This is a genomic window from Janibacter sp. HTCC2649, assembly GCF_000152705.1.
GTDB lineage: Bacteria > Actinomycetota > Actinomycetes > Actinomycetales > Dermatophilaceae > Knoellia.
In genome coordinates this window covers 2,717,116-2,741,072 of the sequence record NZ_CH672413.1, presented here as the reverse complement: position 1 = coordinate 2,741,072, position 23,957 = coordinate 2,717,116, and the positions used below count along the sequence as shown (strand labels likewise).

General features: G+C 68.5%; 21 protein-coding genes and 2 tRNA genes. 21 read left to right on the top strand and 2 right to left on the bottom strand.

Features of this window, described 5'->3' with window-relative positions; translation table 11 throughout:
* Positions 1-42: 42 nt before the first annotated feature.
* The 9 genes from gnd (at position 43) to JNB_RS13060 (ending at position 10,978) form a co-directional block, all read left to right on the top strand.
* On the top strand, positions 43-1,128 hold the full coding sequence (gene gnd / locus JNB_RS13100; RefSeq protein WP_009776968.1) for a phosphogluconate dehydrogenase (NAD(+)-dependent, decarboxylating): 1,086 nt from the start codon (positions 43-45) through the stop codon (positions 1,126-1,128).
* Positions 1,129-1,137: 9 nt separating this feature from the next.
* Positions 1,138-2,334 carry a DNA replication/repair protein RecF gene (gene recF / locus JNB_RS13095; protein ID WP_009776967.1) on the top strand — a complete coding sequence of 399 codons (1,197 nt, stop codon included), beginning with the start codon at positions 1,138-1,140 and terminating at the stop codon, positions 2,332-2,334.
* Complete coding sequence (locus tag JNB_RS13090; RefSeq protein WP_009776966.1) at positions 2,327-2,911, top strand: DUF721 domain-containing protein; 585 nt, start codon at positions 2,327-2,329, stop codon at positions 2,909-2,911. Before recF ends, JNB_RS13090 begins: the two co-directional genes overlap by 8 nt.
* A gap of 96 nt (positions 2,912-3,007) precedes the next feature.
* Positions 3,008-4,420, top strand: a complete 1,413-nt coding sequence (locus JNB_RS13085; protein ID WP_009776965.1) for a protealysin inhibitor emfourin — start codon at positions 3,008-3,010, stop codon at positions 4,418-4,420.
* 129 nt (positions 4,421-4,549) lie between these two features.
* On the top strand, positions 4,550-7,327 hold the full coding sequence (locus JNB_RS13080) for an alpha/beta fold hydrolase (RefSeq protein WP_009776964.1): 2,778 nt from the start codon (positions 4,550-4,552) through the stop codon (positions 7,325-7,327).
* Positions 7,324-8,163 (top strand): ABC transporter permease, encoded by an 840-nt coding sequence (locus JNB_RS13075; protein WP_009776963.1) that lies wholly within the window; start codon positions 7,324-7,326, stop codon positions 8,161-8,163. Before JNB_RS13080 ends, JNB_RS13075 begins: the two co-directional genes overlap by 4 nt.
* Positions 8,164-8,301: 138 nt before the next feature.
* Positions 8,302-9,315, top strand: a complete 1,014-nt coding sequence (locus JNB_RS13070) for a methionine ABC transporter ATP-binding protein (protein WP_009776962.1) — start codon at positions 8,302-8,304, stop codon at positions 9,313-9,315.
* Positions 9,312-9,995, top strand: coding sequence for a methionine ABC transporter permease (locus JNB_RS13065; protein WP_009776961.1), 684 nt, complete (start codon positions 9,312-9,314; stop codon positions 9,993-9,995). The genes JNB_RS13070 and JNB_RS13065 overlap by 4 nt, the downstream gene beginning before the upstream one ends.
* A 131-nt stretch (positions 9,996-10,126) precedes the next feature.
* Entirely contained in the window at positions 10,127-10,978 is an 852-nt protein-coding gene (locus JNB_RS13060; protein WP_009776960.1) for a MetQ/NlpA family ABC transporter substrate-binding protein, read from the top strand.
* Between the two features lie 37 nt (positions 10,979-11,015).
* On the opposite strand, the gene JNB_RS13055 is transcribed toward JNB_RS13060, so the two are convergent.
* Positions 11,016-11,801 carry a metallophosphoesterase gene (locus tag JNB_RS13055; protein WP_009776959.1) on the bottom strand — a complete coding sequence of 262 codons (786 nt, stop codon included), beginning with the start codon at positions 11,799-11,801 and terminating at the stop codon, positions 11,016-11,018.
* A 41-nt stretch (positions 11,802-11,842) separates the two neighbouring features.
* Between JNB_RS13055 and JNB_RS13050 the strand changes: the two genes are divergently transcribed.
* Genes JNB_RS13050 through JNB_RS21350 form a run of 3 tightly spaced genes read left to right on the top strand, consistent with a single transcriptional unit; the run spans position 11,843 to position 13,713 of the window.
* Positions 11,843-12,313, top strand: coding sequence for a thioesterase family protein (locus JNB_RS13050; RefSeq protein ID WP_009776958.1), 471 nt, complete (start codon positions 11,843-11,845; stop codon positions 12,311-12,313).
* A complete protein-coding gene (locus JNB_RS13045; RefSeq protein WP_009776957.1) occupies positions 12,310-12,942 on the top strand; it encodes a GNAT family N-acetyltransferase in 633 nt (210 codons plus the stop codon). Before JNB_RS13050 ends, JNB_RS13045 begins: the two co-directional genes overlap by 4 nt.
* A 54-nt stretch (positions 12,943-12,996) precedes the next feature.
* Complete coding sequence (locus tag JNB_RS21350; RefSeq protein WP_148232421.1) at positions 12,997-13,713, top strand: hypothetical protein; 717 nt, start codon at positions 12,997-12,999, stop codon at positions 13,711-13,713.
* 45 nt (positions 13,714-13,758) lie between these two features.
* Here the strand turns inward: JNB_RS21350 and JNB_RS13030 are convergent, their stop codons facing one another.
* On the bottom strand, positions 13,759-14,439 hold the full coding sequence (locus JNB_RS13030) for a hypothetical protein (RefSeq protein WP_009776954.1): 681 nt from the start codon (positions 14,437-14,439) through the stop codon (positions 13,759-13,761).
* 316 nt (positions 14,440-14,755) lie between these two features.
* On the opposite strand from JNB_RS13030, the gene gyrB reads away from it, so the two are divergent.
* From gyrB to JNB_RS12990, 9 genes are all read left to right on the top strand, one after another.
* Positions 14,756-16,858, top strand: coding sequence for a DNA topoisomerase (ATP-hydrolyzing) subunit B (gene gyrB / locus JNB_RS13025; RefSeq protein WP_371177770.1), 2,103 nt, complete (start codon positions 14,756-14,758; stop codon positions 16,856-16,858).
* A gap of 248 nt (positions 16,859-17,106) precedes the next feature.
* Entirely contained in the window at positions 17,107-19,872 is a 2,766-nt protein-coding gene (gene gyrA / locus JNB_RS13020; protein ID WP_009776952.1) for a DNA gyrase subunit A, read from the top strand.
* Entirely contained in the window at positions 19,869-20,378 is a 510-nt protein-coding gene (locus tag JNB_RS13015; protein WP_009776951.1) for a DUF3566 domain-containing protein, read from the top strand. The genes gyrA and JNB_RS13015 overlap by 4 nt, the downstream gene beginning before the upstream one ends.
* A 133-nt stretch (positions 20,379-20,511) precedes the next feature.
* Positions 20,512-20,588, top strand: a tRNA-Ile gene (locus JNB_RS13010).
* Positions 20,589-20,621: 33 nt separating this feature from the next.
* Positions 20,622-20,759 (top strand): DLW-39 family protein, encoded by a 138-nt coding sequence (locus JNB_RS21550; RefSeq protein ID WP_009776950.1) that lies wholly within the window; start codon positions 20,622-20,624, stop codon positions 20,757-20,759.
* Between the two features lie 4 nt (positions 20,760-20,763).
* Positions 20,764-20,839: transfer RNA gene (locus tag JNB_RS13005), tRNA-Ala, on the top strand.
* An 85-nt stretch (positions 20,840-20,924) separates the two neighbouring features.
* On the top strand, positions 20,925-21,164 hold the full coding sequence (locus JNB_RS13000; RefSeq protein ID WP_009776949.1) for a hypothetical protein: 240 nt from the start codon (positions 20,925-20,927) through the stop codon (positions 21,162-21,164).
* Between the two features lie 163 nt (positions 21,165-21,327).
* Positions 21,328-22,302, top strand: coding sequence for a glycoside hydrolase family 68 protein (locus tag JNB_RS12995; protein ID WP_040884813.1), 975 nt, complete (start codon positions 21,328-21,330; stop codon positions 22,300-22,302).
* Complete coding sequence (locus JNB_RS12990; RefSeq protein ID WP_009776947.1) at positions 22,299-23,954, top strand: glycoside hydrolase family 13 protein; 1,656 nt, start codon at positions 22,299-22,301, stop codon at positions 23,952-23,954. The genes JNB_RS12995 and JNB_RS12990 overlap by 4 nt, the downstream gene beginning before the upstream one ends.
* Positions 23,955-23,957: the final 3 nt, after the last annotated feature.

Genomic DNA, 23,957 nt, shown 5'->3' with positions numbered 1-23,957 from the left:
AGCACCACGGCAACGTTTCTCGCACACGTGAAGGGGTAGTCAATGCAACTGGGACTCATCGGGCTCGGCAAAATGGGCGGCAACATGCGCGAGCGCATCCGCCGCGCCGGCCACGAGGTCGTGGGCTTTGACCGCAACCCCGCGGTGTCGGACGTCAAGACCCTCGCGGCGCTCGTCAAGAAGCTCGACGCACCCCGCGTCGTCTGGGTGATGGTGCCGGCCGGCGACCCGACCCGCGAGACGGTGGCCAAGCTCGGCGAGCTGCTCGACAAGGGCGACCTCGTCATCGATGGTGGCAACAGCCGCTTCACCGACGACATCGAGAACGAGAAGGCGCTCAAGGCCAAGGGCATCGGCTACCTCGACTGCGGTGTCTCCGGCGGCATCTGGGGCTTGGAGAACGGCTACGGCCTCATGGTCGGCGGCACGAAGGCCAATGTTGCCAAGGCCATGCCGATCTTCGACGCGCTGCGTCCCGAGGGTCCGCGCGACGAGGGCTTCGTCCACGCCGGCGAGACCGGTGCGGGTCACTACGTGAAGATGGTGCACAACGGCATCGAGTACGGCCTGATGCACGCCTACGCCGAGGGCTTCGAGCTGCTCGAGAAGAAGGACATCGTCAAGGATGTCCCCGGCTCGTTCAAGGCGTGGAGCCGGGGCACGGTCGTCCGCTCCTGGCTGCTCGACCTCATGGTCAAGGCGCTCGAGGAGAACCCCCAGCTCGAGGACGTCTCCGACTACACCGCCGACTCGGGTGAGGGTCGCTGGACCGTCGAGGAAGGCATCGCCAACTCCGTGCCCATGCCAGTCATCGCCGCGTCCCTCTTCGCTCGCTTCGCGTCGCGCCAGGACTCGTCACCGACGATGCAGGCCGTTGCCGCGCTGCGCGGTCAGTTCGGTGGGCACCAGGTCATGACCACGGCCGAGGGCGAGAAGCTGCGCACCGAGGCTGCTGCCGGGCCAAAGACCGCCAAGGCCACGGTCGCCCATACCGCCAAGAAGGAAAAGGCTCCGACCGCGAAGAAGGCTGCTGCCAAGGGTCGCAAGGCTGCCGCAGCCGGTCCGTCGTCGGGGTCCGGTTCGACCGGCGCGACGCGGAAGCGCACCAAGAGCGCCACGAAGGCCTGAGCGAGTTAGGTGTACGTCCGGCACCTCACCGTCGGCGACTTCCGGAGCTATCCGAGCGCCGAGCTCCCGCTGGAGCCGGGCATCACGACGTTCGTCGGCCTGAACGGACAGGGCAAGACCAACCTCGTCGAGGCGATCGGCTACCTCGCGTCACTGTCCTCGCACCGGGTGGCCAACGATGCGCCGCTCGTGCGGTTCGGAGCGGCGCAGGCGATCATCCGCGGCGCCGTCGTCCGTGATGGTCGCGAGACCCTGGTCGAGCTCGAGATCACGCCCGGCCGCGCGAACCGGGCGCGACTCAACAAGTCGCCGCTGACCCGCACCCGCGACGTGTTGGGGCAGGTCCGGACCGTGCTGTTCGCGCCCGAGGACCTGTCGCTCGTCAAGGGTGACCCGTCGGAGCGGCGTCGTTTCCTGGATGACCTGCTCGTGGCGCGGCAGCCGCGGTGGGCTGGGGCACGCGGCGACTACGACCGCATCCTCAAGCAACGCAACGCTCTGCTGAAGTCAGCGGCGCCGGTGCTGCGCGGTCGGGGCAAGCAACGTCGGCCGGTGGAGGGGGTGGACACGGTCTCGGAGCGGGAGGCCGCGCTGCACACGCTCGATGTGTGGAACGCACAGCTCGCCCAGGTGGCCGCTCCCCTGCTCTATGCCCGGCTGCGGCTGCTGCGAGACCTCGCGCCCCTGCTCGGCAAGGCCTATGACGAGGTCAGTGCTGGGCAGTCCGATGCGCGGGTGAGCTACAAGGCGTCCCTGCGTGAGGAGTTCGCGGGCCGGATCGCTGCTGGCGAGGTGCCGGAGCTCGAGGAGCTGCATGCCGAGCTGCTGGCATCGTTCGCCGAGGTGCGTGGCCAGGAGATCGAGCGCGGGGTGACGTTGGTGGGTCCGCACCGCGACGACGTCGTCCTCACCCTCGGCGAGCTGCCGGCCAAGGGCTATGCCAGCCATGGCGAGAGCTGGTCGTTCGCGCTGGGGCTCAAGCTCGCGGCATACCACCTGCTCCGTCACGATCTCGGCGACGACCCGGTGCTGATCCTCGACGACGTCTTTGCCGAGCTCGACGCGGGCCGGCGCGAGCGGCTCGCGGCGATGGTCGCCGACTGCGAGCAGGTCCTCATCACTGCCGCTGTCGAGGCGGACGTGCCGTCCGAACTGCGTGGACGCACGTATGCCGTGTCGCTGGGCGAGGTGACCGCGCGTGAGTGACGATCCGAATCTGCCCGTGGGACAGGGCGATTCGTCATCGCCGGGTGAAGGGGACGAGAAGCTCGTTTCACGTGAAACCCCGGAGGACTTCGTCAGCGCACCCGCTGACGCGTTGTCCCGGGCCCGCGCGGCGGCTCGATCGCGGGGCCTGCGGCCGGGGATCAAGCCGAAGCGTCGGTTCAAGGACGTGCCGGACGGGTTGGGTGGTCGCAAGAGCGGGCGCGACCCGATGCTTCTCGGTGATGAGCTCGACTCGTTCGTGAGTGAGCGCGGGTGGAAGGTCGATGTCGCCGTGGGTGCCGTGATCGGTCGGTGGGCCACGATCGTCGGCGAAGAGGTCGCGCAGCACTGCCACCCGGTCGAGTTCGTCGACTCGGTGCTCACCGTGCGGGCCGACTCGACGGCGTGGGCGACGAACCTGCGCCTCATGTCGACGACGCTCATGGGGAGCCTGGCGCGCGAGGTCGGCGAGGGCACGGTCACCCAGATCAAGGTCGTGGGGCCGAGTGCTCCGTCGTGGTCCAAGGGGATGCGGCGCGTCCAGGACGGCCGAGGCCCCCGCGACACCTACGGCTGAGCCCCATGAGGTGCGAGCAGGGTCAGGCCAGAGCGCGATGCCTCCTCTTCCGGCCCTGGAGGTGCGGGTGTCGGTGGGCCGCGTGAAGATGGACGCATGACGACGAACCCGGCCTCGCACCTCTGCTCGATCGTGCCGCCCTATCTGCTCCAGGCCCTGGCGGCCTCGGGCGACCCGGCGGTCGAGGAACGCGCCCGCGAGACGCTGCGCATCGACCAGCTCCGCTACGAGCAGCACGCCCGCGAGCACGCCCTGCGCGCCAGTGGCACGGCCGCGAGTCGGCGCGCCAACCGGGCGACGACCGATGCACCGAACCGGCTCATCCACGACGCCAAGAACGGGACGACCCTGCCCGGCACCCGGGTGCGCGCCGAGGGAGAGCCGGCCACGGACGACGTCGCGGTCACCGAGGCGTACGACGGACTCGGCGCGACCTGGGAACTGTGGCACGCGGCATACGCGCGCAACTCCCTGGACGACAAGGGGCTCGGCCTCATTGCGAGCGTGCACTACAGCTCCAACTACGACAACGCGTTCTGGGACGGGTCGCAGATGGTGTTCGGTGATGGCGACGGCGAGGTGTTCCTCGGGTTCACCCGCAGCCTCGACGTCATCGGGCACGAGCTGGCCCACGGGGTCACGCAGTACACGTCGGGGCTGAACTACCAGGACCAGGCCGGTGCCCTCAATGAGCACGTCTCCGACGTCTTCGGCATCCTCGTCAAGCAGCGCGCCCTCGGGCAGAGTGCCGAGCAGTCCGACTGGATCATCGGTGCCGAGCTGCTCGCCCCGGGCATCAAGGGTGTGGGCCTGCGCTCGATGAAGGCGCCCGGCACCGCCTACGACGACCCGCGCCTGGGCAAGGACCCCCAGCCCGGGCACATGGACGACTTCGTGGTCACCGACGACGACAACGGTGGTGTCCACATCAACTCCGGCATCCCCAACCGCGCGTTCCACCTCGTCGCGACAGCGCTCGGCGGCAACGCGTGGGACGCCGCCGGCGCCATCTGGTATGCCGCGATCACCGGTGACATCAAGGCGGACTGTGACTTCACCACCTTCGCGGCGCTCACCGAGGAGGCCGCTGTCTCCGCCCACGGCGAGGACTCCCCGGAGGTCGCCGCCGTGCGCAACGCGTGGTCCGAAGTGGGTGTCACGAAGGGTGCCGAGAAGCCGACACCCGTGCCGTCGCCCACTCCGACCCCTGCCCCTGCGCCCTCCGGTGCGCCGAGCCAGGTGCAGGTGCGACGCACCGGAGGCCTTGCCGGGATCGTGCGCGAGAAGACGGTCGCCCTCGACGAGCTGTCCGAGACGGACGCGTCCGCCTGGCGCAGCCTCCTCGCCGGTCCCACGCCGGAACTTCAGGCGTATGCCGGGGGCCGGACCCAGCCGGACCGCTTCTGCTACGGAGTGACCTGCGACCTCCCGCCGCTGGACCTGACGATCCAGGAGCCGGCCCTGCCGAACCATGTGCGCGAGCTGTTCGACCGGACCCTCGAGGCCTGACCCGGCTGGCGCGTGTGGTCGCACGGGTCGGGCACGCGCTGCGGAACCACTTCGGGGTGCCGAAGCGTTCGATCGGTTGTGCGGATGACGCAGTGCGGCTCAGCGGACTCCGTCGGGAGAGGATGAGCCATGCAGCGGCTCGTTCGACCTCCTCGCCGGTTCATCGCGACCGCTGCTGCTCTCTCACTGGCAGGTCTCGTCGCTCTCGCTGGCCCTGCGGTGTCCGCACCGGCTGCGACTGCTGAACCGGCCGTGACGACGACGGACCAGTTCGTCGATGTCGGCGCGGAGGCCGATGGCAGCGCCGTCCGGCTGGACACTCGTCTCTACCTGCCCGCTGGAACCGGTCCGCATCCGGCGGTCCTGCTCGCGCACGGCTTCGGTGGCAGCAAGGAGAGTGTCGTCGCCCAGGCGAAGGAGTTCGCAGCGGACGGCAATGTCGTCCTTACCTTCTCGGCCCGAGGCTTTGGTCGCTCCGGCGGCAGGATTCACCTCAACTCACCGGACTACGAGGTCCGTGACGGTGCAGCGCTGCTCACCTTCCTCGCCGCGCGCGCCGAGGTGCGCAAGGACGGCGACAAGGACCCTCGCGTCGCCGTGGTCGGCGCGTCCTACGGAGGCGCGTTCGCGCTGATGCTCGCGGGCGCGGACCAGCGAGTCGATGCCACGGTCGCGGCGATCACCTGGAACGACCTGTCGACGGCACTCTTCCCCCAGGCGGCGCAGGGCAGCACGACACCCGGCCCCTACAAGCAGCTGTGGGGTACCCGCTTCTTCACCGCGAGCGTCGCCTCCGTCGGGAGTGCGCCGGCCAAGCCCTCCGATGTCCTGTGTGGCCGCTTCGACCTCACGCTCTGCGGTGAGCTGCAGGCGGCGGCAGAGTCCGGCGGTCCCAGCCCCGCGCTCGCGGCGACCCTGCGTCGCAACAGTCCTCGCGCCACGATCGCTGGGGTCACGGCACCGACCCTCCTCGTCCAGGGCGAGGCGGACACCCTCTTCGGGCTCGACCAGGCCGACGCCAACGCCGCGAGCCTGGCCGCCAAGGGCACGCGTCACGCCGTGCGCTGGACCGACGGCGGGCACGACAGCGTCTCCTCGAACCCCGCGCTCGACGAGGACGCCGCCCGGACCTGGATCCGGACCTATCTCAAGGGCACGCGGACCGATCCGCTTCCGGTGCCGGCGTTCACCTACTCACTGCCCGTCCCACGCAACAGCGACACCGCACCGATCGCGACCCTGGACACCTACCCCGGCCTGCACGGCGGCATCGAACAGGTCCCGTTGCGCACTCCCACCGAACCGTCCGTCGTCCTCACACCACCTGGGGGACAACCGAATTCGATGACTTCGATCCCCGGCCTGGGCAACCTTCAGCTGCCGACCTATCGGCTTGCCGCCCTGCCCGGCATGTCGGCCGCGTTCGACACCGCCACCTTGTCGCGCTCGCTGACCGTTGTCGGCACGCCGACGGTCAAGCTCCAGGTCACGTCCACAGGCACCGAGGCGACGCTGTTCGTCTCCCTCTGGCGGGTGGAAGGTACCGACGCCGTCCAGCAACGGGCTCTCACCGCCCCGGTCCGGGTGGCGCTGACGCCCGGCAAGGCCACGGACGTCACGGTCAACCTGCCATCGTCGGTCTGGTCGATGGCGGCGGGCAGCCAGTGGCGCGTGCTCGTCACGTCGACGGACAACGCCTTCACCGTTCCTCGGCAAGCGCGTGCCGACCGGATCACCTTGGCCACGCCCTCCCTCACGCTGCCCACGGCGGACGGCACGATCCTCCCGTCCACGACGGAACGCGACACGGAGTCCCTTGCTCTCACCGGCGGCATACTCGCTCTGCTTGTCGGGATCTCCGGGTCGGCACTGCTGCGGCGCCGTCGTCGACAGCGCGAGGTGGTGCGCGAGGACTACGCCGACATCCCGCTCGTCGTCGACCGCCTCGTCAAGACCTACGCCGACGGGCACCGCGCCGTCGACGACGTGTCGTGGCGGGCCGAACGCGGCCAGGTGGTCGGGCTCCTCGGGCCCAACGGTGCCGGGAAGACCACGACGATGCGGATGATGCTCGGCCTCATCACGCCCGACTCGGGGTCGGTGCATGTCCTGGGTCGACCGGTGCACCCGGGCTCGGAGGTCCTCAGCCGCGTGGGCGCCCTCGTCGAGGGTCCCGGCTTCCTCCCCCACCTCACCGGTCGCGAGAACCTCGACGCCTTCTGGGCTGCCACCGGACGCCCCGCCGAAGAGGCCGAGATCGACGAAGCCCTCTCGGTAGCCGCGCTCGGCGGCGCCCTCGACCGACCGGTCCGGACCTACAGCCACGGCATGAAGCAGCGCCTCGGCATAGCCCAGGCCATGCTCGGCCGACCCGAAGTCCTCTTCCTCGACGAGCCGACGAACGGTCTCGACCCGCCCCAGATCGCGGCGATGCGACCGATCCTGCAGTCGTATGCCGCGTCTGGCCGGACCGTCGTCGTCTCCAGTCACCTGCTCGCCGAGGTGGAGCTGACCTGCAGCCATGTCGTCGTCATGCACGCCGGCAAGGTCGTCACGGCTGGGCCGGTCAGCGATCTGCTCTCGAGCGACGACACCACGGTTTTCGAGTTCGCCTCGGTCGGTGCGCTGGAACCGGCACGATCCGCGCTCGCGGCAATGGACGGCATACGCTCCGTTGAACTGGTCGACGACCCGTCGAAGCCGACCCTCACGGTCGTGTCCGACCGACCTCGCGAAGAGGTCGTGCGCGAGCTCGTCGCCTCGGGCGCCGACGTCGTCGGAGTGGGTAGCCGCCGCCATCTCGAGGAGGTCTTCCTCGGGGTCATCGCGTCCTCGCAGGCGCCGTCCGAGGACGGAAGTGGGGACGCCTCCCTCATCGAAAGGCTGCGACAGGTGAGAGCGCGATGAGCGGGTCAGTCACGAGCAGGCCCCTGTCCTGGCGCGCTGAGCTTCGGCGCCAGCTCGGTCGACGTCGCACTCTCTGGGTCGCCGCGATCGTCGCCGTCCTGCCCCTCCTCCTCGTCGCGGCGTTCTCGCTCGACGACGACCCGGGCCGGCCCGGTGACACCACCGTCCGGCTCGTCGACCTCGCGACGAGTGGTGGCCCGAACTTCACGGTCTTCATGCTCGTCGTGTCGGCGGAACTCCTGCTCTTCATCGTCGCCGCGCTCTTCGCCGGTGACCCCGTGCCCGCCGAGGCGTCCTGGGCATCGTTGCGCTACCTGCTCACGGCGCCGGTCAGCCGGGCGCGCCTGCTCACGAGCAAGCTCGTCGTCGGGTTCCTCTCGACAGCGGCCCTCGTGGTCGTCCTTCCGGCGTGGGCCCTGCTCGTGGGCACGCTCGCCTATGGATCGCAACCCTTCTCGATCCTCGGCGGTGGCGAGATGGCGTGGGGCCAGTGGCTCCCGCGCATGCTGATCGCGATGGGCTACGTCCTCGTGACGATCGCGCCCGTCGGCGCCTTCTCGTTCTGGGTGGGCGTACGCAGCCAGACTCCACTCGCCGCCGTCGGTGGCGCGTTGATGCTCCTCATCGTCTCGGGCATCCTCGACTCGATCGATGCCCTGGGCGACTGGCGCAAGGCGCTACCCGCGCACTACTCACGGGCGTGGCTCGACCTGCTCGTCGACGGGCCGATCAACTGGGTCGACCTGCGCCACGGTGCCCTGTGGTCGATCTTCTACACGGTGCTCTTCGTCGCGCTCGGCTACCGACGGTTCCGCCGCCAGGACATCCTCAGCTGACAACGCTGCCCGGACCCACCTCCGTCTTCGTGCCCCGCACGGACGGCGGCGCCCGCGCTAGCGTGTCCGTGCGGGGCACGAAGACGGGTTGGTGGTGTGGATTTGGTTATCGCTTGAATAACTTGACATTATGGTCGTGTGGTTGACAATTCATCGGACCAGCTGGCCCTGGCCGTCCGTGACCTGACCAAGGTCTTCGACGCTCGAGGGGCCACGGTCAAGGCCCTCGACGGAGTCTCCCTCGCGGTTCCGCGCGGTGAGATCCACGGCATCGTCGGGCGTTCCGGCGCCGGCAAGTCGACCCTGATCCGCTGCCTCACCGGCCTCGAACGCCCGACCTCGGGCGAGGTCGTCGTCGCCGGTCAGGACATCACGACCCTGCGCGGCGAGGAGCTGCGCGCGGCCCGCCGCCAGTTCGGCGTCGTCCATCAGCACGCCAACCTCCTCGACTCCCGCACCGCCGCCGACAACGTCGCCCTGCCGCTCGAGATCGCCGGCTGGGACAAGGCCAAGCGCGATGCCCGCGTCGCCGAGCTCCTCGAGCTCGTCGGTCTCTCCGACCGCGCCCAGAACCATCCCGGCCAGCTCTCCGGCGGCCAGCAGCAGCGCGTCGGCATCGCCCGCGCCCTCGCCGCCGGACCCGAGATCCTCCTGTGTGACGAGCCCACGTCAGCCCTCGACGCGAGCACGACCGGCTCGATCCTCGCCCTCCTCCGAGAGCTGCGCGACCGCCTCGGCATCACCGTCGTCATCATCACCCACGAGCCGTCCGTCGTCCGCGAGATCTGCGACGCCGTGACCCTCCTCGGTGACGGCGCCGTGGTCGAACAGGGCCGGCTCAGCGACGTCATCGCCGACCCCACCACCCGCCTGCACCGCGAGCTCATCCCCCTGGTCGAACCGTCCCCGGCCGGCCTCGTGCGCCTCCAGGTTGCCCTCGGCCACCCGGACGCCACCGTTGGCACCATCGACGGAATCGTCGCCCTGCTCCGCCACGACGGCATTGAGTCCGACGTCGCCGCAGCCACGGTCGAGACGATCGCCGGCCGCCGCGTCGGACGACTCCTCATCGAACTCGCCGACTCCACCACCACGGACCGCGCCACGGCCCTCCTCGCCGGCGCCCACCTCCACCCGGAGGTGGCGGCATGACACTCAACGGCGACCCCACCTGGCTCGACAACCCGGTCATCACCGAGGGCCTGCCCAAGGCACTCTGGGAAACCCTGGCCATGACGATCGGCTCGGCCCTCATCACCGCCGTCCTCGGTGTCGTGGTCGGCGTGCTCCTGCACAACACCTCCCCCGGCGGCATCTCCCCCCACCGTGCGGTGAGCCGGGTCCTGGGCGCCATCGTCAACGTCGGGCGCTCGCTGCCCTTCCTCATCCTGATGATCGCGATCATCCCGATCACCCGCTTCATCGCCGGGACGACCGTCGGTTGGCGGGCCATGATCGTGCCGCTCACGGTCGGCGCCGTGCCGTTCTTCGCGCGCCTCGTCGAGACGTCTCTGCGTGAGGTGTCGTCCGGCAAGGTCGAGGCCGCCACGATCATGGGCGCGACCCGCTGGAACATCACCCGCAAGGTCCTCCTCCCCGAGGCCCTGCCCGGCATCGTCGCCGGCCTGACGACGACCGTCATCGCCCTCATCGGCTACAGCGCGATGGCCGGTGCCGTCGGCGGTGGCGGACTCGGCGCGACGGCAATGTCGTACGGCTACAACCGTTTTCAGACCGACGTGATGATCGCGGCCGTGGTCCTGCTCGTCATCGTCGTCCAGCTGGTCCAGGTCGTCGGCGACCGAGTCGCCCGCGCTGTCGACCACCGCTGAACCTCCCGAGAACCCTGAAACACGGCGGCGTATGCCGCCCGCTCCCGACAGCGTTGTCGGCTCACCTGAACCGCCGCCCACGGCGGCACACCCACGTCGGTGACTCACCGGCATACCGAAAGGAAGCACTCATGTCCTCGCTCCGCCGTCCCGCACTCGTCGCCGGCATCGCCCTCTTCGCCGTCTCGAGCATCGCGGCCTGTGGTGCCGGTGGCGGTGACTCGAGTGGTCCGAAGGCCGATGACAAGGGCGTCACCAAGCTCACCATCGGTGCCTCCCCGACGCCGCACGCCAAGATCCTCGAGTACGTCGACGCCAACCTCGCGGCCAAGGCCGGGCTCGACCTCGACATCAAGAGCTTCGACGACTACGTCCAGCCCAACGTGCAGCTGTCCGAGGGCACGCTCGACGCGAACTACTTCCAGCACCAGCCGTACTACGACGCGCAGGTGAAGGACCGCGGCTACGACTTCGCCCACTACACAGGCATCCACATCGAGCCGTTCGCGCTGTACTCGAAGAAGGTCAAGGACGTCGCGCAGCTCCCCACCGGTGCTCAGGTCGGCATCAACAACGACCCGTCCAACCAGGGTCGCGCGCTCGAGCTGCTCGCCAAGGCCGGCGTCATCACGCTGAAGTCCGGCAAGGACGCGACGAACGCGACGATCTATGACGTCGACCAGAACGCCAAGAAGCTCAAGTTCGTCGAGACCGACCCGGCGCAGCTCGTGCGCTCGCTCGACGACCTCGACGTCGCCGTGATCAACGGCAACTACGCGCTCGAGGCCAACCTGTCGCCGTCCAAGGACGCGATCCTCGTCGAGGAGGCGGAGGGCAACCCCTATGCCAACTTCCTCACGGTGCAGAAGAAGGACGAGAACAACGCGGCGCTCAAGAAGCTCGACGCGCTGCTGCACTCCCCCGAGGTCAAGGCCTACGTCGAGAAGACCTGGTCCGACGGATCGGTGCTCCCGGCCTTCTGATCGACCACCGCTGATCGCGACTCGAACCCGTCATCGGCTACCGCTCGTGGTAGCCGGTGACGGGTTCGCCCGTTTGCCACTCCTTGAGTGAGCCGCGATAGATGCCGTGCCGCAGCTCGAGCTCGTAGCCGTCGTAGTGCGGCATCCCCAGCTCACGGGTGACGGCCAGCTCGGCCTCGACGTCATAGGGGACCCGGGCGTAGGCCACCGACCACGGCGCCACCTCCTCGCTCCCGAACTCGCCCTCGAGGATGCAGTACATCGGCGTCGGGTCGCCCATGCAGTTGCCGACGCTCCCGGTGTTGAAGACGGTGTGTCCCTCGAGCTGGCACTCATACATCGGGTCGTGGGTGTCGGCGTAGCCGATGAGGTCCGGGGCTGGTCCGTCGCCGGTGGCCTCGGTGTTGGTGAAGAGGCCCTCGAACTCGTCCTGGCTGCGGACGTAGCGCACCCGCCGGTGGACCGTCTCCTCGCTCGCGTGGAACAGCCGGACCCGTCGCCCGCTGAGCCAGAAGTCGTGGCTGAACGGCAGCGACCGCAACCACTCGCCCTGCCCCGGCCCGAGCTGTGTCAGCCAGAACTGCAGGGCCTCGTCGTCGAAGGTGCGCTGCGGATCGGGCAGGAAGTCGTCCCAGTTGCCCAGGATGTTGACCTCGCACCGCTGCTGCGACAGCTCGACGACCTCGCGCCCCCGAGGCCCCTTGCCCACGTAGTCCCCGAGGTTGAAGATGCGGGTGATCCCGCGTCGGTCGATGTCGGCCAGGACCGCTTCGTAGGCCGTGAGGTTGCCGTGGACATCGGACACCAGCGCGATGCGTTCCATGCTCCGATCCTCGCACCGTGGGCCGAACTAGGCTCGCCCCCATGACGTCGGACGCCGGAACCCCTGGACACACCGCCGATCCACGCGCCCTGCGGCGTGCGGACTTCCCGGAGATCCAGCGCATGACGACGCGGTGGGCCGACAACGACATGTACGGCCACCTCAACAACGCCGTCTACTACGAGCTCTTCGACGCGGTCCTCAACGCCTGGCTCATCCGCGAGACCGGGACCGACGAGGTGAGCACCCCGACGCTGGGAGTCGTGGCCGAGTCGTCGTGCCGCTTCTATGCCGAGCTGGCCTACCCGGAGCCGATCGACGTCGGCGTGCGGGTGGAGCGGATCGGCACCAAGAGCGTCACGTTCGCCTTCGGCCTCTTCGCGCAGGGCAGCGACGACATCGCGGCGCACGGGCTGTGGGCGCAGGTCTACATCGACCGGGCACAGCGGCATTCGGTGCCGATCCCGGCCGACGTGCGCGCGGTCATCGAGCGAGCCAGCGCCGCGCAGTGACCTCCGCGGGCAACCTCGTGGTCGCGGCCTGGCGCGGTGAGCATCGGCCCGCCGACGGTTCGTGGCAACGCATCGCGTCCTGGCAAACCGGCCTGTATGCCGTGTTGTCGTTCACGGGTCACGCTGCGGTGAGTGCCCCGGAGTCCGTGAGTGATGCCGACCTGACGTCGTGGGGCGTGGACGGCTTCGGTGGAGCGCACGACCCGCGCGTCATGACCCGGCTGGTCGGCGAGGACGGCTGGGTCGACGTGCTCGACGCGGTGCTCGTGGCGGCCGGGACAGGCGACGGTGGACTCGTGGCGCGCCCGGACCTCGCCCGCCATCCCCGGGTGGCCCACGCCCGGGAGGTGCGGGATGAGGTCGAGGTCTTCGGGTGGCACGGCCGCGATGACGTCGTGGTGACTCGCGGTCTGTCCTTCGGTGGCCTGGCCGTCGTGAGCTACGAGATCGAGCCGGGGGCTCGCGGCGAAGGTCTGGGCACGCGCACTGTGCAGGCCGCTCGAGGGCTGGTGCCCGAGGGTGAACCCGTGATCGCGTTGGTCTCGCCCGGCAACGTGTCGAGTCTGCGGGCGGCACTGCGGGCGGGCTTCGAGCCGGTGGGTTCGGTTCAGCTCTACCGCCCGGCGTAGCCACGCGGGCCCGGGATCCCAAGTCACACCAGTCACTCCCGTTACAGTGGCGCCATGACGCCTCGGGGATCGATCCTGTCCGCACGCCTCACTCGCGTGGCGGCGCCGATGCTGCTCGCCGCGCTCGCCCTGAGCGCCTGCTCCGACGACGAGCCGAAGTCCGTGCCGTCGACGAGCACCAGCCAGACCCCGTCGGCCACCCCGACCACGACCTCACCCAGTGCCACCCCCACCGTCACGCAGACCACGTCAACGACGCCGAGTGCCACCCCCACGCCCAGCAAGACCACCCCGCCCGCGGCGACGGCCACGCCCACGGTGACCCAGGCCTCCTGTGCAGCGTCCAGGGCTGGCGCGGTCAACACCAAGGGCATGACGGCCGCCGCCGCCTCCAAGGCGAAGAAGATCATGACTGCGGCGAAGGCCTGCGACGCCAAGACCCTGATCACGCTCGCCAAGGCGGACACCACGGGACTGGCCGGGGACAAGGCACCCAGTGCGATCTTCACCTCGAGCACACCCCAGAACTTCGTCGCCCTCGCGACCCTGCTCACCCTGGAGCCGACCGAGACGTTCGACGGGACGATCCAGCCCAAGGTCTTCTCGGAGCGCTACGCCCAGGATGACGCCGAGTGGAACAAGGTCGTCGCTGCCGGACTGCTCACCAAGGCGGCCGCGACGAAGATGCGCCAGGACGACGGGGGCTACACCGGCTACCGCGTCGGCATCGCCGGCGACGGCACCTGGACCTTCTTCACCAGCGGCCGCTGAGGTCGAACGCCGCTCCATCCAGCTCGGCGTGAAGGTCGGCCCGGCTCAGACCTTGTGAATGGTCGAGCGGATGGCCTCGCTGACCGCTGCGGTGGTCTTGGTGTCCAGCGTCGAGATCGCCAGGTTGAGGACGCCGTCCTCACCCTGGAAGAACTGCGTGCGTCCCTGCACCGACGCGGCCCCCACCTTGAGGACGTAGTCCGCGGCGATCATGGGTCCTGCCGCCGATGTGCCGGGGGTGACGACGACGTCGGTCTCGGACATGGCGCCCAGCTGGCCCTTGAGCTGGGCCTCCGTGGGCAGTCCCTCCAACGGGACGATGAGGCCTGAGACGTTGGCGGCGTAGCCGTCCTTGGGCGGAGCCAGCAGCATGAGGTCGGCGTTGCCCACGGCCTGCATCATCTGGTCCGACGTGATGCCCATCTTCTTGGCCATGTCGTCGAAGACGGAGGTGTCGCCCTCGGCGATGAGCTTCTTGGGGTTGATGGCGGACCACGCCTCCGGGACGGCGAACTTCAGCGACGCGTCCTCGATCGTCTGCCAGGTGTAGCCCTTGGGGAGCTCCGGAGTCGTGGCGGTGTTCGGCGTGGAGGACGACGACGTCCCCGTGGACGCGGCGGCGGGCGTCGACGCCACCGGCTTGGCCGTGCTCTTGTCACCCGCCGAACCGCACCCCGCGAGGGCGAAGGAGAGGGCAAGGACAGCGGTGAGGGCGCGCTTCGACATGCGTCGAGGGTACGTGCGCCGCGACCGCCTCGCAGGCGGACCGCCGAAGGTTGTGGAAAAGGCCGTCAGAGCGTCTGAGAGGGGTGGGGGGCGTATGCCGGGTCGTTCGCACCGGTGAAAACCTGAGAAAAGTGCGTTCTCGGGCCTCCACCGGCTCGCGCTGACTGTGCTGACAGGTAAACTTTGGGGTGAACGTCGCGCCCAGGGCGATCTCCCGCCCCGGGCGCGATGCATGAGCCAGACCAGCTGAAGGAGCACCGTGCCCAGCACGCCCGACGACAACAGCATCGAGACGCAGGACTCCACCGCAGACGCGGTGTCCGACACGTCGCCGAATGCCTCGGCGGCAGAGTCCGCAGCACTGCCAGCGGCACTGCCCACCGCACCGGAGGAGGGCGCCCTGACGGCACCGACCGGCAGCGTCTCAGCCGTCGCGGACGACGCCACCTATGACGCCTCGGCCATCCAGGTCCTCGAGGGGCTCGACGCGGTGCGCAAGCGCCCGGGCATGTACATCGGCTCCACCGGTGAGCGCGGCCTGCACCACCTCGTGTGGGAGATCGTCGACAACGCGGTCGATGAGTCCCTCGCCGGCCACGCCGACACCATCGACGTCACGCTCCTCGGCAACGGCGGCGTGCAGGTCAAGGACAACGGTCGAGGCATCCCGACGGGCATGAACGAGGCCTACGGCGTCTCCACCGTCGAGCTCGTCCTCACCCAGCTCCACGCCGGTGGCAAGTTCGGTGGCGGCGGTTACAAGGTCTCCGGTGGTCTCCACGGTGTCGGTTCGTCCGTCGTCAACGCGCTCTCGACCCGGCTCATCGCCGAGGTCCGCCAGCTCGGCCACGTGTGGCGGATGGAGTTCGACCACGGCGAGCGCCTCGCGCCGCTGGAGCAGGTCGGCGAGACCGCCGATCACGGCTCGACGATCACCTACTGGGCCGATGACCAGATCTTCGAGACGGTCGAGTACGACTACGAGACGATCCGGGCCCGCTTCCAGCAGTACGCCTTCCTCAACAAGGGCCTGACGATCAACCTGACCGACGAGCGGGTCCAGGAGTCCGCTGCGGACGAGGACGAGTCGGACTCGGTCGAGGGCAATGAGAGTCGCAAGCGCACGATCTCCTACTGCTACCCCGGCGGCCTCATCGACTACGTCACCCACCTCGTGGCGAGCAAGAAGTCCGAGCCGGTCCACCCCGACATCATCAGCATCGAGGTCGAGGACAAGGCTCGCGAACTCAATCTCGAGCTGGCCATGCAGTGGACCACGGCATACAGCGAATCGGTTCACACCTACGCCAACACGGTCAACACGCACGAGGGTGGCACCCACGAAGAGGGATTCCGCGCCGCGCTCACGAAGATGATCAACGACTTCGCGCGCAAGCAGAACCAGCTCAAGGACAAGGACGAGAACCTCACCGGCGACGACGTGCGTGAGGGCCTCACCGCTGTCATCAGCGTCAAGCTCGGCGAGCCCCAGTTCGAGGGTCAGACCAAGACCAAGCTCGGCAACTCCGAGGTCAAGGGCTTCGTCCAGCGCGCCATGACCGACTCGTTCGGTGACTGGCTCGAACGTCACCCCAACGAGGGCAAGGAGATCGTCCGCAAGGCGATCCAGGCCCAGACCGCTCGCCTGGCCGCCCGCAAGGCGCGCGAAGCCACTCGCAAGCGCGTCCTCGAGTCCGGCGGCCTCCCCGGCAAGCTGCGTGACTGCCAGGCCAAGGACCCGGCCGTGTCCGAGGTCTACATCGTCGAGGGTGACTCCGCCGGTGGTTCGGCCGTGCGTGGTCGCAACCCCTTCAACCAGGCGATCCTCCCGATCCGCGGCAAGATCCTCAACGTCGAACGCGCCCGGCTCGACAAGGCTCTCGCCAACCAGGAGGTCCAGGCGCTCATCTCGGCGTTCGGCACTGGCATCGGCGAGGACTTCAACATCGACAAGGCCCGCTATCACAAGATCGTGATCATGGCCGATGCCGATGTCGACGGCATGCACATCCGCACGCTCCTGCTGACGCTGCTCTTCCGCTTCATGAAGCCGCTCATCGAGGCCGGCTACGTCTACCTCGCGCAGCCGCCGCTCTACCGCATCAAGTGGAGCAACGCCCCGCACGAGTTCGCGTTCACCGACCGCGAGCGTGACGCGCTCACGGCCGAGGGACAGAGCAAGGGTCGGCGCATGCCCAAGGACAACGGCATCCAGCGCTACAAGGGTCTCGGCGAGATGGACTACCAGGAGCTGTGGGAGACCACGATGGACCCCGACCACCGCGTCCTGCTCCAGATCACCCTCGACGACGCGGCCGCTGCCGATGAGGTCTTCTCCGTCCTCATGGGCGAGGACGTCGAGTCGCGCAGGTCCTTCATCCAACGCAACGCTCGCGACGTGCGTTTTCTCGACATCTGATGCGTATGCCGTTCGCTCGCGTCGCAAATGAACATCCCGTTCGCCGCAGTCCCATCCGCGCTGCGCGCGCTGGCCGCGCTCCGCGCTCCCGCCAAGCCCAGCCAGCGGCGAACGGGACGTTCATTTGCTCGCACGTTCGGCACCTTCCAGCTCGCGCACCGCGCACCTCGCTCGACTCCCGGGCCACGGTGTGGCTCGGTTCGAGCACCAACTGAACTTATGAATTGTATTGAGAGACAGGGAAACTGATGGCTGACGACATCGACGGCACCGACAACGAGAACGAGGACGTTGACGCGCCCAACGAGCTCGGATCAGTGGTGCAGGACCGGTCCCCGGGTGAGACCGACCGGGTTGAGCCGATCGACCTGAACACCGAGATGCAGCGCAGCTACATCGAGTACGCCATGAGCGTCATCGTGTCGCGCGCGCTCCCGGATGTGCGGGACGGGCTCAAGCCGGTGCACCGCCGCGTCATCTACGCCATGTACGACGGCGGCTACCGGCCCGATCGCGGCTTCAACAAGTGCAGCCGCGTCGTCGGTGAGGTGATGGGTCAGTACCACCCGCACGGTGACTCCTCGATCTATGACGCCCTGGTCCGTCTCGTGCAGGACTGGTCGCTTCGCTACCCGCTGGTGCAGGGGCAGGGCAACTTCGGTAGCCCCGGTGATGACCCGGCCGCTGCTCCGCGATACACCGAGTGCCGCATGGCGCCGCTGTCGATGGAGCTCGTGCGTGACATCGACAAGAAGACGGTCGACTTCGCGCCGAACTATGACGGCAAGACGATGGAGCCGAAGGTTCTGCCGTCGCGCTTCCCCAACCTGCTCGTCAACGGTTCGTCCGGCATCGCCGTCGGCATGGCCACGCAGATCCCGCCGCACAACCTGCGCGAGGTCTCCGCTGCCGCCCTGTGGGTGCTCGAGCACCCGGACGCGACGCGTGACGAGATGCTCGACGCCGTCATGGCGCGCATCCAGGGCCCCGACTTCCCGACCGGCGCGCTCATCATGGGCCGCAAGGGCATCGAGGACGCCTACCGGACCGGCCGCGGCTCGATCATCATGCGCGCGGTCGTCGAGGTCGAGGAGATCCAGGGGCGTCAGTGCCTCGTCGTCTCCGAGCTGCCCTACCAGGTCAACCCCGACAGCCTCGCGCAGAAGATCGCCGAGCACGTCAAGGACGGCCGCCTCCACGGCATCGCCGACATCCGCGACGAGACGTCCGGTCGCACCGGGCAGCGCCTCGTCATCGTGCTGCGTCGTGACGCGGTCGCCAAGGTCGTGCTCAACAACCTCTACAAGCACACGCAGCTGCAGACCAACTTCGGCGCCAACATGCTCGCGCTCGTCGACGGTGTGCCGCGCACGCTGCCGATCGACGCGTTCATCCGTCACTGGGTGGATCACCAGATCGACGTCATCCAGCGCCGCACGGCCTACCTCCTCAAGGAGGCCGAGGACCGCATCCATATTCTCCGCGGACTCCTCAAGGCCCTCGACCTGCTCGACGAGGTCATCGCCCTCATCCGTCGTTCGCCGACGGCCGAGGCTGCTCGTGACGGACTGATCGACCTCCTCGAGATCGACGAGATCCAGGCCCGCGCGATCCTCGAGCTCCAGCTGCGTCGTCTCGCGGCCCTGGAGCGTCAGAAGATCATCGATGAGCACGACGCGATCCAGCGTGAGATCGAGGACTACGAGGACATCCTCGCCAAGCCCGAGCGTCAGCGGAACATCGTGTCCGACGAGCTCGGGACCATCGTCGAGAAGTACGGCGACGACCGGCGCTCGATCATCCACGGCTTCGACGGTGACATGTCGATGGAAGACCTCATCCCCGAGGAAGACGTCGTCGTCACGATCACCCGCGGTGGCTACGCCAAGCGCACCAAGGTCGACGCCTACCGCTCGCAGAAGCGCGGCGGCAAGGGCGTCAAGGGCGCCTCGCTGCGTGGCGAGGACGTCGTGGCGCACTTCTTCACGACGACGTCGCACCACTGGCTGCTCTTCTTCACCAACCTCGGCCGGGTCTACCGCGCCAAGGCCTATGAGCTGCCCGACGCGAGCCGTGACTCCAAGGGCCAGCACGTCGCCAACATCATGGCGTTCCAGCCCGACGAGCACATCGCCCAGGTGCTGGCGCTGCGCAACTACGAGATCTCGCCCTACCTCGTGCTCGCCACGAAGAACGGCCTCGTCAAGAAGACCCGCCTGTCCGAGTACGACTCCCCGCGCACCGGTGGCCTCATCGCCGTCAACCTGCGCGACGAGGACGAGCTCGTCGGCGCGGGCCTGACGTCGTCGGCGGACGACCTGCTCCTGGTGTCGAAGAAGGGCCAGTCGGTCCGCTTCCACGCCGACGACGCGACGTTGCGGCCCATGGGCCGCTCGACGTCCGGTGTCACCGGCATGAAGTTCCGCGGCGAGGACTCGCTCCTCTCGATGTCCGTCATCGAGGAGGGCACCGACCCCGACGTCTTCGTGGTCTTCGAGTCCGGTCTGGCCAAGCGTTCGCAGGCCTCGCAGTGGAACGTCAAGGGTCGCGCGATCCTCGGTGTCACCGTCGCGAAGCAGACCGAGAAGGGCGGCGACCTCGTCGGCGCCCTCACGGTCTCCGAGGACGACGAGGTCATGGTCGTCTTCGAGCGCGGCAACATCGTCCGCTCCCGCGTCGACGAGGTCCGCCTCACCGGTCGCAACACGGCCGGTGTCTGGTTCGCCAAGCCCGGCAAGAACGACGCGATCGTCGGAGTGGCCCGCAACGCCGAGAAGGCCGTCGAGGAAGAGGTCGCCGAGGCTGACGCCGAGGGAGTCTCCCCAGTGGATGGCTCGCCCGTCGACGACGCCGCTGTTGCTGGTGCCCAGGCCGACACCGACACGTCCGCACCCACAGGTACGGAGAGTGACCGCGACACAGCCGATGGCGTACCGTCGGTGGACAAGACCACCGAAGGCGACGACGACAACGACGCTGCCGGTGACGCAGAGCGCGACGGAGGCGACGAGTGAGCACGGCAGACCAGGCAGGCACCTCGATGCGATCGGCATCGGGTTCCTCCGCTGACGCTCGGCCGCTGACGCGTGCTCAGGCAGAAGCCCCCGCGACCAATGGTGCGGCATCGTCCGCTCCGCCGGCAGCGGCTCGCGGCACCGGTCGCCGCGTGCGACTCACCGTCTCTCGCGTCGACCCCTGGTCGGCGATGAAGATGTCGTTCCTGCTGTCCGTGGCGCTCGGCATCGCCGGAGTCGTCATGATCTCGGTGCTGTGGATGATCCTCGCGGGCATGGGGGTCTTCGACCAGGTCAACGGCCTCGTCGGCCAGATCATCCAGGACGGCGACAACACCTTCGACATCATGGACTTCCTCGGCTTCGGCCGGGTCGTCTCCCTGGCGATCGTTGTCGGCGTCATCGACGTCATCCTCATGACGGCGCTCGCGACTCTCGCGGCCTTCCTCTACAACGTGTCGTCCAGCCTCGTCGGCGGTCTCCAGCTGACCCTCACCGACGACTGACTTCACGCACCAACATCCGGTATGCCGCCCGCCCACCAGAGCGGGCGGCATACCGTTTTGTGAGTAGGGCGAAGCGTGGGGTAACCTCGTCTCTCGCGCCACCGTGCAACGGTGGCGCCGCCGGATCGGCGACGGGCCTATAGCTCAGACGGTTAGAGCGCTTCCCTGATAAGGAAGAGGCCAGAGGTTCAAGTCCTCTTAGGCCCACCATCCGATCCTCGACTCAACTCAGGTGGTATTTCCGTGAAGAAGATCCTTCTCGTTGCCCTGACCGCGCTCACCGCCGGCCTCGTCAAGAAGAAGCTCGACGCACAGGGTGCCGACCAGCGACTGTGGGCCGAGGCCACCGACGACCGCCCCGCGGTCACCCCGCAGAACTGAACCAGGGGACTTAGCTCAGCTGGTAGAGCACCGCCTTTGCAAGGCGGGGGTCAGGGGTTCGAACCCCCTAGTCTCCACCACCATCAAGAGGCCCTTCCCGGAATCCGGGAAGGGCCTCTTCGTGTTTGGACCCGCCGGCGCAGATCGAGGTGGGAGGGTGCTGGCATGGGAAACTTCTTTGATGAGTCAGTGCTGGTGACCGCGACCGTTGGGGAGCGGCCTGTGGTCTGCAGTTACTGCGACAACGCGCGCTTCGGGACGCGCCGGATCAAGCTCAACACCTCGGGGGCGGAGTTCTTCGGGTTCGCGTGGGCCAACAAGGAGAGCCTCGCGCTCATCTGCAGCGAGTGCGGCGGGATCCACGAGTTCCTCGACGGTGTCGTCCAGACAACACCCGCCTCCTAGGGCCAGCCTGCTGGCAGCCCACCTGGCTGCGACCGCCGCCCTGAACCGAACCGTTCACGGCAGACGAGGTCGCGGGACCACTTGCGTGGTTACCGGAAGTGCTCGCGTCCCGGTGGTGATCACTGTCCTCACGCCGCCGATGCGGACTGCCATGCTGTGCCCCATGCTGCGCTTCGACGACGCCTGGATCTGGGACTCGTGGTCCTTCGACGACGGAACCCGTCACCACCTGTACTACTTGCAGGCACCCCGTCTGGAGCACCCGAACCTGCGTCACGACATGGCCCGGGTCGGTCACGCGGTGTCGCAGGACCTGACCTCCTGGGAGGTTCTGGGTGAGACCTTCGGACCGGCAGCAGCGGGCGCCTTCGACGACCTCGCGACGTGGACCGGTTCGGTCATCGCGGCCGATGACGGGACCTACCGTCTCTTCTACACCGCCATCTCGACCGCCGGCCACGGCCTGCGCGACCAGCGGCTCGGTGTGGCCTCCTCGACCGACCTGCACACATGGACCGATCGCTCCGTCGCGCCGATCACCGGCCCCGACCGCCGCTGGTACAAGACGCTCGCCGACTATCCGGACGTGACCACGACCGGCCCGAGCCCGGACACGGTGAGCGAGACCTGGCGCGACCCGTTCGCCATCCCCGACACGGACGGCGACGGGTGGCACCTGCTCGTGACCGCCCGGGCCGCCGGCGCCGCGCGCAACGACGACGGTGTGGTCGGACACCTGCACTCCTCCGACCTCACAACCTGGGAAGCCCTGCCACCCTTGTCCGAGCCGGGGACGGGGTTCGGCCAGCTCGAAGTCCTCCAGGTTCGCCAGATCGACGGGCGCTGGGTGCTGGTCTTCACCTGTCACCCGCAGGAGATGACCCCCGAACGGGTTGCTCGCACCGGGAAGTTCTGCACGTGGTCCGTGCCGTGCGCCGGGCCGCTCGGGCCCTTCGACATCGACGCCGCGCGACCGTTCACGGCCGACCCCACGCTCTTCGCCGCCCCGCTCATCCAGCAGCGGGATGGCACGTGGGTGATCCTCGGCTTCCACAACCTTGAGGATCGGGGCGAGGAGAGTTTCGAGATCTGCGACCCCATCCCCGTCACCCTCGACGAGGACGGCTACCTCGTATGAGCGGGAGCGACGGCACCTCGCAGTGGTGGCGCACCGCCGTCATGTATCAGGTCTACCCCCGCAGCTTTGCCGACGGGAACGGCGACGGCACGGGTGACCTTCTCGGCCTGCGAGCGCGCCTTCCCTACCTCGCCGACCTCGGCGTCGACGGACTGTGGATCTCGCCGTGGTTCCCCTCGCCGATGGCGGACGGGGGCTACGACGTCAGTGACTTCCGCGGCATACACCCCATGTTCGGCACGCTCGACGATGCCGATGCCGTCCTGAAGGAGGCGCGAGACTTGGGACTGCGCATCATCATCGACCTCGTTCCCAACCACACGTCGGACCAGCACCCGTGGTTCGTGGCTGCGCTCGAGTCCGATCCGGGTTCCCCCGAGCGGGCGAGGTACTTCTTCCGGGACGGTCGAGGGTCCGATGGTTCGGAGCCGCCGAACAACTGGATCAGCGCCTTCGGCGGGCCGGCCTGGAGTCGGGTCACCGACGCCGACGGCAGGCCGGGCCAGTGGTACCTGCACCTCTTCGCCCCCGAGCAGGCGGACCTGGACTGGACCAACACCTCTGTGCTCGAGGACTTCGATGACGTCCTGCGGTTCTGGTTCGATCGCGGCGTCGACGGGCTGAGGATCGACGCGGCGCCGGCCATGGCCAAGAGGGGCGGCCTCCCTGATGCGGACTACGGCGGGGTCCTGCAGTTCCGGACGGTGGACTGGGACGGCAACCCCCACTGGGACGTCGACGAGGTCCACGACATCTTCCGGAGGTGGCGCGCGATCGCCGACTCCTACGACGGCGACCGCGCGTTCGTGGCCGAGGCCATCGTGAACACGCCCGAGCGGCTCGTGCGCTACGTCCGGCCGGACGAGATGCACACAGCCTTCAACTTCCCCTATCTCAAGGGCCCGTGGGAGGCGGAGTCGTTGCGCAGGATCATCGACGCAACGCTCGCCTCGTTCGACCCGGTCGGTGTGTCGTCGACGTGGGTCCTCACCAGCCATGACGAGACGCGCCCGGTCACGAGGTACGGCCGCGCGACGACGAGCTCATTCTTCGTGGCCGACGGTCAGGGCGAGGAGTCCGACCTCGCGCTCGGGACCCGACGGGCCCGGGCTGCGGCGCTGTTGATGCTCGCGCTGCCGGGTGGCGCCTACATCTACCAGGGTGAGGAACTCGGCCTGCCCAAGGTCGACGACCTGCCCGACGAGGTGCTCCAGGACCCCATGTTCCTCCGCAGCGGTGGCGTGATGCGCGGTCGCGACGGCTGTCGGGTGCCGATGCCGTGGAGCGGCAGCGCGCCGCCATTTGGGTTCTCTCCCAGAGGTGTTCAGACGTGGCTGCCCCAACCGGAGTCGTGGAGTGAGCTCACAGTCGAGGCCGAGTCCGCCGACGAGGGCTCCATGTTGTCGCTCTACCGGTCTGCGCTGCGCCTGCGGCGAACCACCAAGGGCCTGTATGCCGCGGGGCTGGCTTGGCGCGAATCTCCCTCGGGGGTGCTCGATTTCGATCGAGGCACCGCCCTGCGCTGCGTGGTCAACTTGGGCCCCGAGCCGGTCGAGGTCCCGGCCGCGGACGTGGTGCTCTGCAGTGCTCCGGTCGTGGGCGGGCTGCTGCCCGTCGACGCGGCCGCTTGGCTTCTCCTGCCGTCACGCTGAGTT